The organism is Microbacterium marinilacus (assembly GCF_019753765.1).
GTDB classification, from domain to species: domain Bacteria; phylum Actinomycetota; class Actinomycetes; order Actinomycetales; family Microbacteriaceae; genus Microbacterium; species Microbacterium marinilacus.
Genome location: NZ_JAIJZW010000002.1, coordinates 130,416 through 144,231, shown reverse-complemented (window position 1 = coordinate 144,231; position 13,816 = coordinate 130,416). Strand labels below are relative to the sequence as shown.

The 13,816-nt window shown below is 73.0% G+C and carries 15 protein-coding genes; 12 read left to right on the top strand and 3 right to left on the bottom strand.

Annotated features, from left to right (window positions below):
• Positions 1-11: 11 nt before the first annotated feature.
• From K5S26_RS04080 to csrA, 7 genes are all read left to right on the top strand, one after another.
• Positions 12-470, top strand: coding sequence for a FliO/MopB family protein (locus K5S26_RS04080; protein ID WP_221856280.1), 459 nt, complete (start codon positions 12-14; stop codon positions 468-470).
• Positions 467-1,327: a flagellar type III secretion system pore protein FliP gene (fliP, locus tag K5S26_RS04075; RefSeq protein WP_221856278.1), complete on the top strand. Its 861-nt coding sequence runs from the start codon at positions 467-469 to the stop codon at positions 1,325-1,327. Before K5S26_RS04080 ends, fliP begins: the two co-directional genes overlap by 4 nt.
• Positions 1,324-1,599, top strand: a complete 276-nt coding sequence (gene fliQ, locus K5S26_RS04070) for a flagellar biosynthesis protein FliQ (protein WP_221856276.1) — start codon at positions 1,324-1,326, stop codon at positions 1,597-1,599. Before fliP ends, fliQ begins: the two co-directional genes overlap by 4 nt.
• Positions 1,600-1,602: 3 nt before the next feature.
• Positions 1,603-2,376 carry a flagellar biosynthetic protein FliR gene (locus tag K5S26_RS04065; RefSeq protein ID WP_221856274.1) on the top strand — a complete coding sequence of 258 codons (774 nt, stop codon included), beginning with the start codon at positions 1,603-1,605 and terminating at the stop codon, positions 2,374-2,376.
• Complete coding sequence (locus tag K5S26_RS04060) at positions 2,376-3,521, top strand: EscU/YscU/HrcU family type III secretion system export apparatus switch protein (protein ID WP_221856272.1); 1,146 nt, start codon at positions 2,376-2,378, stop codon at positions 3,519-3,521. The genes K5S26_RS04065 and K5S26_RS04060 overlap by 1 nt, the downstream gene beginning before the upstream one ends.
• The gene (locus K5S26_RS04055; protein ID WP_221856270.1) at positions 3,518-5,557 is read left to right on the top strand and encodes a flagellar biosynthesis protein FlhA; all 2,040 of its coding nucleotides are present in this window, start codon (positions 3,518-3,520) and stop codon (positions 5,555-5,557) included. The genes K5S26_RS04060 and K5S26_RS04055 overlap by 4 nt, the downstream gene beginning before the upstream one ends.
• 65 nt (positions 5,558-5,622) lie before the next feature.
• The gene (csrA, locus tag K5S26_RS04050) at positions 5,623-5,880 is read left to right on the top strand and encodes a carbon storage regulator CsrA (RefSeq protein WP_221856268.1); all 258 of its coding nucleotides are present in this window, start codon (positions 5,623-5,625) and stop codon (positions 5,878-5,880) included.
• 73 nt (positions 5,881-5,953) lie between these two features.
• On the opposite strand, the gene K5S26_RS04045 is transcribed toward csrA, so the two are convergent.
• Positions 5,954-6,661 (bottom strand): SDR family NAD(P)-dependent oxidoreductase, encoded by a 708-nt coding sequence (locus K5S26_RS04045; protein ID WP_221856266.1) that lies wholly within the window; start codon positions 6,659-6,661, stop codon positions 5,954-5,956.
• A 101-nt stretch (positions 6,662-6,762) separates the two neighbouring features.
• Here K5S26_RS04045 and K5S26_RS04040 point away from each other — a divergent pair, with 101 nt between their 5' ends.
• Entirely contained in the window at positions 6,763-7,644 is an 882-nt protein-coding gene (locus K5S26_RS04040) for a helix-turn-helix transcriptional regulator (RefSeq protein WP_221856263.1), read from the top strand.
• Here the strand turns inward: K5S26_RS04040 and K5S26_RS04035 are convergent, their stop codons facing one another.
• Entirely contained in the window at positions 7,645-8,088 is a 444-nt protein-coding gene (locus K5S26_RS04035; RefSeq protein ID WP_221856262.1) for a hypothetical protein, read from the bottom strand. It lies immediately after the preceding gene.
• A 59-nt stretch (positions 8,089-8,147) separates the two neighbouring features.
• Positions 8,148-9,755 carry a molybdopterin-dependent oxidoreductase gene (locus tag K5S26_RS04030; RefSeq protein ID WP_221856260.1) on the bottom strand — a complete coding sequence of 536 codons (1,608 nt, stop codon included), beginning with the start codon at positions 9,753-9,755 and terminating at the stop codon, positions 8,148-8,150.
• A 362-nt stretch (positions 9,756-10,117) separates the two neighbouring features.
• Here K5S26_RS04030 and K5S26_RS04025 point away from each other — a divergent pair, with 362 nt between their 5' ends.
• From K5S26_RS04025 to K5S26_RS04010, 4 genes are all read left to right on the top strand, one after another.
• The gene (locus tag K5S26_RS04025) at positions 10,118-11,149 is read left to right on the top strand and encodes a TerC family protein (protein ID WP_221856258.1); all 1,032 of its coding nucleotides are present in this window, start codon (positions 10,118-10,120) and stop codon (positions 11,147-11,149) included.
• Positions 11,150-11,186: 37 nt separating this feature from the next.
• Positions 11,187-12,062 (top strand): cation-transporting ATPase, encoded by an 876-nt coding sequence (locus tag K5S26_RS04020; RefSeq protein WP_221856256.1) that lies wholly within the window; start codon positions 11,187-11,189, stop codon positions 12,060-12,062.
• A 64-nt stretch (positions 12,063-12,126) separates the two neighbouring features.
• Positions 12,127-12,927 carry a histidine phosphatase family protein gene (locus tag K5S26_RS04015; RefSeq protein WP_221856254.1) on the top strand — a complete coding sequence of 267 codons (801 nt, stop codon included), beginning with the start codon at positions 12,127-12,129 and terminating at the stop codon, positions 12,925-12,927.
• Positions 12,911-13,792 carry an ADP-dependent NAD(P)H-hydrate dehydratase gene (locus K5S26_RS04010; protein WP_221856252.1) on the top strand — a complete coding sequence of 294 codons (882 nt, stop codon included), beginning with the start codon at positions 12,911-12,913 and terminating at the stop codon, positions 13,790-13,792. The genes K5S26_RS04015 and K5S26_RS04010 overlap by 17 nt, the downstream gene beginning before the upstream one ends.
• The last annotated feature ends 24 nt before the right edge of the window (positions 13,793-13,816 follow it).

Below are 13,816 nucleotides of genomic sequence, written 5' to 3'. Positions count from 1 at the left end.
CGCTCGCGGCGGTGCTCGGGCTGCTCTGGTTCCTGCAGCGCCGCATCGCGCGCGGGACCACGGGCCGCACCGCGCGCGGCCGTCGCGAGGAGCGGATCTCCGTGCTGTCCCGTCGGGGGCTCGGCGGCAAGGCGCAGCTGGTCGTCGTCGAGATCGAGGGGACGCGCTATGTGCTCGGCGTCACGGAGCACGGCATCTCGGTCGTCGACCGCGCACGCGCTCCCCAGCGCATCGGCGAGCCGGGCGCGGGAAGCACCCCCGCGGCGGACGTCGTGAGCGAGTTCGAGCGGCTCCTCGCGGAGGCGGCGGACGCGGACTCCCCCGCGAAGACGGGGCCGGACGAGGCCGAGCCCGCGCTGCGCCGCGACCGCCGCAGCGCTCGCCCCGGCGGCGCCGACCCGCTGCGCGGCTCGATCCTCTCGCCGGAGACGTGGCGCCAGACGGCAGCGGCGCTCCGCACCCGGCGATGAACGCCGCGCGCCGCGACCAGCCGGGAAGGCTGGCGCACTGGGCCGCCCGCTGCGCGGTGCTGCTGGCCGTCGCGGTGCTGGTCGCCGTGGTGGCGATGATCCTGTCCCCCGCGCTGGCTCATGCCGCGCCCGTCGCCCCCACGCCGCCGGCGGATCCCGTGTTGCCGACCGAGGCGCCCGGAGAGGGCGTGACGGTGGAGATCAACGGCGTGAACGGCTCGCCGTCCGCGTCGATCCTGACGCTGCTCGGCATCACCCTGCTGTCGGTCGCTCCGGCGCTGCTGCTGATGATGTCGTCGTTCACCAAGATCTTCGTGGTGCTCGCGATGGCGAGGAACGCCCTCTCGCTGCCGTCGATCCCGCCGAACCAGGTGCTCGCGGGGCTGGCGCTGTTCCTGTCGCTGTTCATCATGTGGCCGGTGCTGACGGACGTCAACGAGATCGCCGTGCAGCCGTACGTCGACGGGTCGCTCACGTTCGCGCAGGCCGTGGACCTCGGCCAGGGGCCGCTGCGCGACTGGATGCTGCAGTACACCCGCGAGGAGGACCTCGCGCTCATGACGCGGGTCTCCGACCAGCCGAACCCGCAGGACGCGGCCGCCGTCCCGCTGTACACGCTGATCCCCGCGTTCATGATCTCGGAGCTGCGCGCCGCCTTCATCATCGGCTTCGTCATCTTCGTGCCGTTCCTGATCATCGACCTCGTCGTCGCGTCCGCTCTGATGGCGATGGGCATGATGATGCTGCCCCCGGTCATGATCTCGCTGCCGTTCAAGATCCTGCTGTTCATCCTCGTGGACGGCTGGGGTCTCATCATCCGCTCGCTGCTGGAGTCCTACGCCGGAGGCGGCGGATGACGCCCGAGGCGGTCCTCGACATCGGCATGCAGGGGCTGATCGTCGCCGCCAAGCTCGCCGCTCCCCTGCTGGTGACGGCGCTCGTCGTCGGGTTCGCGATCTCGCTGCTGCAGTCGATCACGCAGGTGCAGGAGGTGACGCTCTCGTTCGTGCCGAAGGTCGTCGCCGTCGGCATCGCGCTGCTCGTGTGCGGCAACTGGATGATCGCCGAGATCATCGCCTTCACGAACGAGATGTTCGGACGCATACCGTCGCTGCTGTCGGGCGGCTGACGCGTGGACATCCCCGTCGACTTCACGTGGCTCGAGGCGACCATGATGGCGGCCGTGCGCATCACCGCCTTCCTGATGATCGCGCCGCCGTTCTCGCACGGCGCCATCCCGGCGCGCATCAAGGCGATGCTCGGCATCGGGCTCGCTCTGGCGATCGGCACCGCCGTCGCGCCGGGATACGAGGGCGTCGACACCTCCGCGGCGGGCGTGTGGCCGTTCTTCGGCGCGCTGGTGCTGCAGGTGGCCACCGGGGCGCTCCTCGGCTTCCTCGTGCTCGCGGTGTTCTCGGCGGTCCAGGCGGCGGGCAACCTGATCGACACGTTCGGCGGCTTCCAGCTCGCGCAGGCCTTCGATCCGCAGTCGATGGTGAACGGCGCCCAGTTCACCAGGCTGTTCCAGCTGACGGCGGTCGTGCTGCTGTTCGCGTCGAACGGCTACCAGCTCGTGATCGCCGGCCTCGCGCGCAGCTTCGCCGCTGTGCCGGTGGACGGCGTCCTGCGCATCTCGCAGCCCGCCGAGCTGCTCGTCGACGTGGTCGGCCAGATGATGCTCGCCGCCGTGCAGATCGCGGGGCCGCTCATCCTCGTGCTGTTCCTCGCCGACGTCGGGCTCGGGCTGGTCACCCGCGTCGCCCCCGCCCTCAACGCGTTCGCCCTCGGCTTCCCCCTGAAGATCATGCTCACGCTGCTGCTCGCCGGCGTCGTGTTCCTCGTGCTGCCGGGCGTCGTCTCCGCGCTGTCGCGCGACGCGCTCGGACTGCTGCAGGGGGTGCGCTGATGGCCGAGGCGGACAGCGGAGAGCGCACCGAGAAGGCCACCGACCAGCGCCTGCGCGAGGCCCGGCGCAAGGGCCGGCTCTCGCGCAGCCAGGACCTGACGGCGTGGGTGGGCATCGCCGCCGCGGGGGCGATGGCGGCCGGAGCGATCTCGGAGGGCGCCTCGTCGGGCACCGAGCAGATGATCGCGGTGACGTCGATCACCCGCTCGCCCGACCCGCAGCGCGCGGTCGCCCTGCTGGCCGACGGGATCGAGTCGATCGGCGCCACGCTCGGGCCGCTGCTCGCGGCCGTGGCGATCGCGACGCTGCTCGCCGCCGCCGCGCAGGGCGGCATCCACCTGCGCGGACTGACCGGGCGCGTCGAGCAGTTCAACCTGGTCTCCGGCGTGCGTCGCCTGTTCGGCCTGCAGGCGCTGTGGCAGGGAGCGAAGGCCCTGTTGAAGACCCTCGCGATCGGCGGCGCCCTGTGGCTCGTGATCGCGAACCTCGTGCCGGTGCTCGCCGCCAGCGGCGGGCACTCCGTCAGCCGGCTGCTGGCGGAGGCGGCGGGGGCGACCGTCGCGGTGCTGTGGGTGGCGGTCGCCGTGGGCGTCGCGCTCGCGCTCGTCGACGTGCTGGTGGTGATGCGCCGCAACACGAAGCACACCCGCATGACCAAGCGCGAGGCCAAGGACGAGAACAAGAGGAGCGAGGGCGATCCCCTCATCCGCCAGCAGCGCCGGTCCCGGCAGCTGTCCATGAGCCGCAACCGCATGATCGCCGCGGTCACCGGCGCGGACGTGGTGCTCGTCAACCCGACCCACGTGGCCGTCGCGCTGACCTACGAGCCGGGGCGCTCGGCGCCCCGCGTCGTGGCCAAGGGCAGCGGCGTCATCGCCGACCGCATCCGCGAGAAGGCCGCGGAGGCGCGCGTCCCGATGGTGCGGGACATCCCGCTGGCGCGCGCGCTGCACGCGGCGTGCGACCTCGGCCAGGAGATCCCCACCGAGCTGTACACGGCGGTGGCGCGCGTGCTCGTGTTCGTCGCCGCGCTCGAACGCCGCGGCTCCCCCGGCGGCGTGCACACCGTTCCCGAACCCGCCCGGACGGCGTCCTCCCCTCGCGGGAGGTCCGCCACGGGCCCGCATCAGGAGACCCCGAGATGAGAACGCTGCTGAAGAGCCTCGCCGTGCCGGTCGGCGTGGTCGGCATCATCATGCTGCTGGTCGTGCCCGTCCCACCGCCGCTGTTGGACGTGCTGATCATCCTGAACATCATGTTCGCGCTGGTGATCCTGCTCACCACCATGTTCGCGCGCAAGCCGCTCGACTTCTCGGTGTTCCCGTCGCTGCTGCTCGTGGCGACGCTGTTCCGGCTCGGGCTGAACGTGGCCTCCACCCGGCTCGTGCTCGGCGAGGCGTACGCGGGGCAGGTGATCGAGGCGTTCGGTCACATCGCGGTGGGCGGATCGCTGATCATCGGCGCCGTGGTGTTCCTCATCCTCGTGGTCATCCAGTTCGTCGTGGTCACGAAGGGCGCCGAGCGCGTCGCCGAGGTCGGCGCCCGCTTCACCCTCGATGCCATGCCCGGCAAGCAGATGGCCATCGACGCCGATCTGAACGCGGGCCTCATCACCGATGCCGAGGCGCGCGCCCGGCGTGCGGAGGTGGCGGCGGAGGCCGACTTCTACGGGGCGATGGACGGCGCGTCGAAGTTCGTCAAGGGCGACGCGATCGCGGGCCTCGTCATCATCGTGATCAACATCGTCGGCGGCATCTGCATCGGCATGGTCTCCCACGGCATGGCCATCGACGAGGCGCTCAGCACCTACAGCCTGCTGACGATCGGCGACGGCCTGGTGACGCAGATCCCGGCCCTGCTGATGGCGGTGTCGACCGGCATGATCGTGACGCGCTCGAACGCCGAGCACGAGATGGGCAACGCCGCGGCCTCTCAGCTGGCGCAGTCGCGAAACGCGCTCACGATCTCGGGCTGTGCCGCCATCGTGATGGCGCTGATCCCGGGCATGCCGATGCTGCCGTTCATCGCCATCGGCGCGGGGCTCCTGCTGGCGGCGCAGCGCCTGAAGGCGGGCGAGAGGCGCCGCGCGGAGGAGGGGGACGAGGCGCCCGTCGCACCGCCGTCCGACCGCCCGGAGGACCTCATCGAGCGCATGCGCGTGCACGCCCTCGAGATCCTCCTCGCGCCGAACCTCGTCGACCTCGTCACCGGCGGGCCGGACGACCTGCTCGCGCGGGTCAAGGCGCTCCGGCGCAAGACCGCTCTCGATCTCGGCTTCGTCGTGCCGCCGGTGCGCACGCGCGACAACATCGAGCTGCCGCCGTCGACCTACGCCATCCGTGTCGCGGGCGTCGAGGCCGGTCGCGGGGTGGCCCCGCCCGGGGCCGTGCTCGCGCTCGGCGGATCCCTCGACGCGCTGCCCGGATCGGCCGTGCTCGACCCCGTCTTCGGCCTCGAGGGCAAATGGGTGCCGCAGGAGATGCGGCACAGCGCCGAGCTGGCGGGGGCGACGGTGATCGACCGCGCCAGCGTGATCGTGACGCACCTGTCGAGCATCGTGCAGTCGAGCGCGCCGCGCCTGCTGAGCCGCGAGGACGTGCGACAGCTCACCGACGGGCTGAAGCAGGTCAGTCCCGCCGCGGTCGACGAGCTCACGCCCGCGCTGCTCTCGCTCGCGGAGATCCAGCGCGTGCTCACGGGGCTGCTGGCCGAGCGGGTGCCGATCAACGACCTGGCGCGCATCTACGAGGCCCTCGCGCTGCGGGCGAAGACCTCGACGGAGCCCGAGGGCCTCGTCGAGGCGGCGCGGGCGGCGCTCGGGCCGGCCATCGCGACGCGGTTCGCCCAGGACGGCACGCTGCGCGTCGTGATGATCAACCCGCTGCTGGAGCAGACGATGCTCGAGGGGATGCGGGCGGGCGAGGACGGCAGCCACATCGTGCTCGACCCGGCGCGGCTCGACGCGGTGCTCGTCTCCCTCAAGACGGCGGTCGCCGACATCGACCCGGCGCTCGGCGAGCCGGTGCTCGTGTGCGCGCCGACGCTGCGTCCGGCCGTGCGTCGGCTGCTGTCCGCGCAGACCGACGGGCTGCCCGTGCTGTCGTACAGCGAGGCGACCTCGGCGGGACTCGCGATCGAGACCGTCGGCGTCGTGCGCGACAGCCAGTCGCTCGCGGCCTGACCGCCCGCACACGGGTCTGCGACGCCGCCTCACTCCGCGCGCCCGACGGCCGATAGTCTGAGGCGATGCTGGTGTTGACGAGGCGTATCGGCGAGCGCGTGGTGATCGGCGACGACGTCGAGGTCACGGTGCTCGACATCAAGGGCGACAGCATCCGCATCGGTATCGACGCCCCGCGCGAGACCCGCATCCAGCGTGCGGAGATCGTCGACGCCGTGCGCTCGGAGAACGCCGAGGCCGCTCACGCGGGCGACGGGGCGGAGCAGGCGCTGCGATCGGCGCTGTCGGGTCGCGGAGACCGCTCCCCCGACGACGCGTCCTGATCGGCCGATACCGCCCGCGCGGCCGACTCCATGAGGCCGCGCGGCACTGAACCGGCCGCGCGGCCTCGCGGACTCACCAGGGCAGCTCGCCGCGGCTCGACATGAAGCGGCCCGTGGGGCCGTCGGCCCCCACGCACGCCATCCGGACGATCATCTCGGCGCCCTCCTCGACGGTCTGCGTGCCCGTGCGGCCGTTGAGGTCGGTGTTCGTGTAGCCGGGCTCGACCGCGTTCACGCGGATCTCCGGGAACGCCTTGGCGTACTGGATGGTCAGCGCGTTCACGGTCGCCTTCGAGGCCGGGTACGACACTCCCGAGTAGAAGTGCGTGTACCCGTCCGGGTCGGACAGCCCGGCCAGGGACCCCAGCCCGCTCGACACGTTGACGATCACGGGCGCCGACGACCGCTGCAGCAGCGGCAGGAAGGCGCGGGTGACCGACACGACGCCGAACACGTTGGTCTCGAACGTCCTGCGGACGTCGTCCGCGCTCTCGTCCGCCGGCGTCGGGATGGCGTTGCCGGCGAGACGCGGCTCGATCCCGGCGTTGTTCACCAGCACGTCGATGCCTCCGGCCTCGGCGATCCGCGCGGCGGCGGCGTCGACGGACGCGGCGTCCGTCACGTCCACCCGCACGAACCGCGCCCCCAGCTCATGGGCCGCTGCGCGGCCCCGTTCCTCGTTCCGCGCGCCGATCCACACGGTGTGCCCGAGGGCGATCAGCTGGCGGGCGGTCTCTCGTCCGAGGCCCTTGTTCGCCCCGGTGATGAATGTCGTCGTCATGCGTCGACTCTCCGCCTTCCGACGGGCCCGCGGCAGTCGTCCGCCTGTCGTAGGAACGGCAGGGCCAGGACAGGCGCGCCGCGGCGCGGGACACTGGTGGCATGGAGGATCCCGGATCGGGTCACGGCGGCTTCGGCCGGGCGGTGCGGCACTGGCGCGACCGCGTCGCGCCCGAGGCGGTGGGGGTGCCCGTCGGCGGGCGACGGCGGGCCGCCGGCCTGCGCCGCGAGGAGGTGGCGGGCCTCGCCGGGATCTCGGTCGACTACCTGACGCGTCTCGAACAGGGACGGGCCGCGTCGCCGTCGGCGCAGGTGGTCGAGGCGCTCGCCCGCGTGCTGCGGCTCAGCGACGCGGAGCGCGAGCTGCTGTACCGCCTGGCCGGGCAGGCGCCGCCCGGGCGCGGCACGGTGCCGGCGCGCATCGCGCCCAGCGTGCTGCGTCTGCTGGACAGGTTCGAGGGCATCCCGGTCGCCGTCTACGACGGGCTGTGGGACCTGGTGATCGCCAACGCCCCGTACGACGCGCTGATGGGCGCGACGACGACATGGCAGGGGCTCGAGCGCAACGCCCTGTGGCGCAACCTGCTCGGCCCGCGGGGTCGCGTCGTCCACACCGAGCAGGATCGGGACGATCTGGTGACAGGACTCGTCGCCGACCTGCGGCTGACCGCGGCACGCTACCCCGGCGACCCGCGCGTGGCTCGTCTGGTGTCGCGGCTGCGCGCGCAGAGCCCGCGCTTCGTCGAGCTGTGGGGCTCGGACGAGCTGCCGCAGCGCGACGACCCGACGCGGAGGAAGGTGATCGAGCACCCGGACGTCGGCCCCATCGCGCTCGACTGCGACACCCTCGTCGTCGCCGGGGACGACCTGCGGCTGATGGTGTACACCGCCGAGCCGGGCTCCGAGGACGCCGACCGTCTCTCGCTCGCGGTCGTCCTCGGCACCCAGCGGCTCGTCGGCCCGGCTGCGGGCCGGAAGGCCTGATCAGCCGCGCGCTGCGCGCATCGCGGCGGCGGGCACATGCCCGGCCGCGAGGACGACGGCCGCGGCGGCGATCCAGGCGCTGCCGAGCCAGCCGGCGGACGCGAGGAAGACCAGCACGGGAAGGATCGCCATCGGCACGGGCAGCACTCCCAGCGGCCGGTACAGGTCCTCCCCTCGCCGTCCGCCCAGAAGATAGCGCGCCCACAGCGCGTAGTAGCCCGCCAGCGCCGCCAGCATCGGGATCAACCACCACCAGACGGGGTCGCCGGACGCGGTGAGCGCGGGGACCACGAGGCACAGGGCCTGCCCGGCGCGTTCGAGCCATCCCAGGGCCCGCGGGACGGGCGACGACGGGATCGACGTGCGCGGCGGGAAGAGCGGCAGCAGCAGATTGGGCGCGAGCACGGCCAGGCCGATCGCCAGTCCCCACGCGGAGAATCCCATGCCCGGAGGCTACCCGCGGCACGGGGCGAGCCTCGTGCCTGCGTCCGTCCGTCCGTCAGTCAGTCGCTGACCGTGACGAGCACGCGCTGCCATCCGCTCGAGCCGTCCGGAGCGATCGGCGCGCGCTCCTCGGTCTGGGTGTCGCCGTTCTTGTTGACGGCGCGCACCTCGACGTAGTGCGTGCCGGCGTCGGCCTGCCACTCGAGCACCCACTGCACCCAGGTGTCGGCGTTGATGGGGGTCGACAGCGTCGCGGCCTGCCAGTCGCCGTCGTCGATGCGCACCTCGACGCGTTCGATGCCGACGGTCTGCGCCCATGCGACTCCCGCGACGGCGACGGTTCCCGCGGGCACCGGCGTTCCGGCGCGCGGGGTGTCGATGCGCGACGAGAACTTGATCGGCGCCTCGGCGGCGTACCCGCGGGGCGTCCAGTAGGCCTCGTCCGCCTCGAACGTCGTGACCTTGAGCTCGGTGACCCACTTCGTCGCCGAGACGTAGCCGTAGAGTCCGGGGACGACCATGCGCACCGGGAAGCCGTGCTCGAGCGGCAGGGGCTCGCCGTTCATCGCGACGGCGAGGATCGCGTCGCGCGAGTCGTCGGTGAGCGCCTCCAGCGGAGTGGACGCCGTGTAGCCGTCGGCGCTCGTCGACAGGACCATGTCGGCGCCCGCCTGAGGCCCCGCCATGCGCAGGATGTCGCGGATCGGGACCCCCTGCCAGATCGCGTTGCCGACCAGCCCGCCGCCGATCTCGTTCGAGACGCAGGTCAAGGTCACGGCGTACTCGTCGAGGCCCATGCCCACGAGGTCGTCGAAGGTCAGCTCGACGCGCTGGTCGACCATGCCGTCGATGACGAGTCGCCACGTCGTGGGGTCGACCCTGGGCACCGTGAGAGCGGTGTCGACGCGGTAGAAGTCGGCGTTCGGTGTGACGAGCGGCGAGATGCCCTCGACGTCGAGCTCGGCGCCCTCGGGGATCGTGACGGTCGAGCGCGGTGCGGGCAGCGCCAGCTCACGACGGACGGCGTCGAGCGACGCGGTCGTGACGTTGAGCAGCCGGGCGCCGACGCCGACGACGACGGCTGCGACTCCGACGCCCGCGGTCGCGATAAGGAAGGACCGACGCGCGATTCCGCGCGGCTCGGCGGCGGGTGCCGCCGGGATGTCGTCATCCGCGGTCGCCGGCCCGCCCGCCCAGCGCCGCAGCCGGGTGACGAGGAGGATCAGCACGAACGCCCCGACGAGCGTGCCGACGACGGGCGGCACGAACGCGAGCGTGCTCGCGCCGGCGCGGGTCACGATCGCAGCCGTCGAGAGCGCACCGGCGAGGCCGATGACGACGAGCCCGAACGGGCGGGCGAAGAACTGGAGGATGCCGGCGATCGCGGCGGCGATCACGACGGCGAGCCCGAGACCGCCGAGCAGCACGATCTTGTCGGCCGAGCCGAAGGTCGCGATGGCGAACTCCTTCAGCGGCTGCGGCACGATGTCGATGACGAAGCCGCCGATCGCGAGGATCGGGCTGCTCTCGCGCGCGACCAGCAGCGCGATCAGCTCGGCGACCGCCAGGAAGGCGGCGGCACTGACGATGCCGGCGAGCGCGCTCCACAGCCACCAGACCCCGCGACGGGTCTTCGCCTGCTGCGCTCGTGCGGTGGGATTCGCCATTGCTGTCGCCTCTCGATCGGCAGACCACTCGTACCGTTCCTTGCTTGTTCGTCGCCGAGCCCGAAACGGATCGGAATCTCCCGCGGCGGTCGGGACGGGAGGACGTGCCGTCCGTCCGCGCACGCGACCCGGCGGGCCCCGCCGATCCGGATCGCGCCGGAGCGGCGCCACGCCGTGGCGGCGCTCTCAGGCCAGCCATAGAGAACATGCCGTAACCTCGTCCCATCAAGGGGAGTACTCCCAGCGACGGTCGGCCCGTCAATACGGATCCAATGCAGGGTCCCGGGCCGCCGGCCGGACAGTCGTTCCGGTGGAGAAGACCTTGACGTTCATGTCGACGTCTCTCTCCTTGGAGTCCCTCCGTGCAGGTAACCCCGCTGGTCTGGATCATCACGATCGCGATCACGATCGCGTTCTTCGTCTACGAGTTCTTCGCCCACGTGCGAAAGCCGCATGAGCCGTCCATCGGCGAGTCGGCGCGCTGGTCCGCCTTCTACATCGGCCTCGCGCTGCTGTTCGGCGTCGGCATCGGCTGGCTGGTCGACTGGCGGTACGGCGGCGAGTACTTCGCGGGCTACCTCACCGAGAAGGCGCTGTCGGTCGACAACCTCTTCGTGTTCCTGATCGTCATGACCGGCTTCGCCGTGCCGAAGATCTACCAGCAGAAGGTGCTGATGATCGGCATAGTGATCGCGCTGATCCTCCGCGGCGGGTTCATCGCGGTCGGCGCCGCGCTGATCGAGAACCTCAGCTGGATCTTCTACGCGTTCGGTGCCCTGCTGCTGTTCCTCGCCTGGCGCCAGGCCTTCGGCAGCGGCGACCACAACCCGGCGGACGGACGGTTCATGCGACTCGTCCGCCGCGTCCTGCCGGTGACGGACGAGTACCACGGCGACCGGCTGACGACCAGGATCGACGGGCGCCGCTTCGTCACGCCGATGCTGCTCACGATCATCGCGATCGGCTTCGTCGACCTCATCTTCGCAGTCGACTCGATCCCGGCGATCTACGGCCTGACCGAGGAGGCGTACATCGTCTTCACCGCCAACGCGTTCGCGCTGATGGGCCTTCGCCAGCTGTACTTCCTCATCGGCGGCCTGCTCGAGCGGCTCGTCTACCTCGCGCAGGGCCTCGCCGTCATCCTGGCGTTCATCGGCGTGAAGCTCGTCTTCCACGCGCTGCACGTCAACGAGCTGCCGTTCATCAACGGCGGCGAGCACGTGACGTGGGTGCCCGAGATCCCCATCTGGTTCTCGCTGCTGTTCATCGGGGCGACGATCACGATCGCCACCGTGGCGAGCCTCGTCAAGACCCGCGGCGATCGCGGCAGCCGGCAGGCTGTCGCCGACGAGGCGCCGAACGTCCCGGTCGAGCAGCGTCCGTCGGACCGCTGATCGACGCCCTCCCCCGAAAACCTCTGAAGGAGCAACCATGAGCAAGATGAACCGGCTGTTCGGCATGGCCAAGAAGGCGCTCGACCAGATGGACGGCGGCTCGTCCCAGCGCGGCGGAGCGGCGGGCGGCGCGGCAGGCGGCTCGGGCGACTGGCGCGCGATGGTCCGCAAGGCGGCCGACGCGATCACCGGCGAGCAGGGCGGCCAGCAGGCGTCCGGCGCGCAGGGCGGCGCGCCGCAGGCGTACCCCGCCGCGTCGTCGGCCGGCAGCTCGCAGCCGGCATACGCCTCCCGCCCCGGGCAGGGGACCCCGCTGCAGCCGCCCGCCGCCGGCTCGGGAGGCGGCTCGGCGGAGGACCGTGCGGCGATCGCCCGGTACGACTATCTGCTGCAGACGGCGGATCCCCGCCAGCTGGAGCAGGTGCATGCCGAGGCGTTCGCGCGCCTCAGCCCGCAGCAGCGCGCACAGGTGCAGGCGCGCATGGGCGACGAGCTCCCGCCCCACGAGCGTCCAGCATCCGCGGCCCCCGACGACCTCGCTCGGGCGGCAACGCGCGCGGAGGTGCGCACGCCCGGCTCGCTGCGCGGGCTGCTGGCGCGAGCGGGCGGCGGCGGACGCGGCCGCATGGCGCTCGCCGCCGGCGCGGGCGCCGCTGCGGGCGGGCTGCTGACCGCGGTGGCCGGCGGAGCGATCGCGACGGCCGTCGCAGGCCCCCTCCTCGCGCAGGCGGCCGACCTCGGCGTCGACTTCGATGCCCTCACGGGCGGCGTCGACCTCGACGCGATCGCGGAGGGCGTCGGCGGCGAGGCCCTCGGCGGCATCGAGGAGGCGGTCGGCGGGATCGGGGGCGAGCTCGGCTCCTTCGGCGACGCCGTGTCGGGCTTCGACCTCGGCGGCCTGTTCGACCGCTGAACGCGGCCGCGACGGCGGCTGTCAACCCGTCGTCCGAGCGCGACGTGCTCGTTACGCTCGGACGATGGGACTCGAGCGGCTCGTCATCGTCCGGCACGGCGAGAGCGTCGGCAACGAGGCGGCCAGCGCCGCCGAGCGGGGCGGCGAGGAGGTCATCGCCCTGCCGTTCCGCGACGCCGACACGCCTCTGTCCGACACGGGAGAGGCGCAGGCGCGAGCCGTGGGATCCGCGCTCGACGCGATTGGGGTCACGGGCGACGCGGTGGTGTGGGCGTCGACGTACCGGCGCGCGGCCAGGACGGGCGAGCTCGCGCTGGCCGCCGCCGGGCTCGGCGCACCGCTCCGGCTGGACGAGCGTCTCCGCGACCGCGAGCTGGGTGTCCTCGACCACCTCACCTCGCACGGGGTGAACGCGCGCTACCCCTCCGAGGCCGAGCGCCGCGCGCACCTCGGCAAGTTCTTCTACCGCCCGCCGGGCGGCGAGTCGTGGGCGGACGTCGCGCTGCGGTTGCGCTCGTTCCTCGCGGACGCGACCGCGGCGCCCGCGGCCACCGGCGTCGTCTTCGTGCACGAGGCCGTCGTGCATCTCATCCGCTATGTCCTCGAGGGGTGGGACGAGCGTCGGGTGCTCGACGCCGCGGTCGACGCGCCGGCGCCGAACGCGTCGGTCACGCTGCTCGAGGCCGGCGCGGCTCCGGGCGACCCCTGGCGAGCCGCGCTCGTCGGCGACGTCGCCCACCTCGAGCGCCACGGCGTCCCGGCCACGATGCACGCCGGCCGTCACGACGTCGAGCCGCGCAGCGGCGACATCGACCCGGGCAGACCCGACGACGCGGAGGAGGAGTCCCATGCCGCCGCGGACTAGGACCGTCGACCGTCGCGCCCTGCGGCGCTGGGCGCTCCCGGACCCCGGTGCGTCGAAGTACGACCGCGGCACGGTCCTGGTGGTGGGAGGGGCGCTGAGCAGCCCCGGAGCGGTGTCGCTCGCGGGCGTCGCCGCCCTGCGCGTCGGGGCCGGACGCATCACGCTGGCGGTCGCTCGCTCCGTGGCGCCGGCGCTCGGGGTCGGCGTCCCCGAGGCGGGCGTCGTGGCCCTGCCGGAGACGACGGAGGGCTCCGTGCGGCCGGATGCCTACGAGGCCGTCCTGCCGGTACTCAGCTCGGCGCAGGCCGTGCTGATCGGCCCCGGCCTCGACGACGTGGACTCGGCCGCCCGGCTCGTCGAGGCGCTGGCGGCCGAGGCCCGCGAGAACACCGCGTTCGTGCTCGATGCGTACGCGCTCGGCGCCGTCGCGAAGCGACCGGGGCTGGTCGACCCCCTGCGCGGCCGGCTCGTGATGACCCCGAGCCCGACCGAGCTCGGGGTGCTGCTCGGCGAAGACGACGTCCCGCCGGATCGTCCGGGAGCGATGCGGCGCGCGGCCCGCGAGGTGGCGCGCCGCTACGCCGCCGCCGTCGCGACCCAGGCGCTCGTGGCCGAGGCGGACGGGGCGACGTGGCGATTCCGCGAGGGCGGGCCGGGCCTCGGCACGTCCGGCAGCGGCGACGTGCTCGCCGGTGCGGTCGCCGGGTTCGCGGCCCGCGGCACCGGGCCGGTCGGCGCGGCCGTGTGGGGCACGCACGTGCACGCGGCGGCCGACCGCCTGCTCGCGCCCGTCCGTGGCGGCGTCGGCTACCTGGCGAGGGAGATCCCCGACCGGTTCCCCGGTCTGATCGCCTCGTCCTCCTGAGCCGCGCGCCGCCCCGGGACAGCC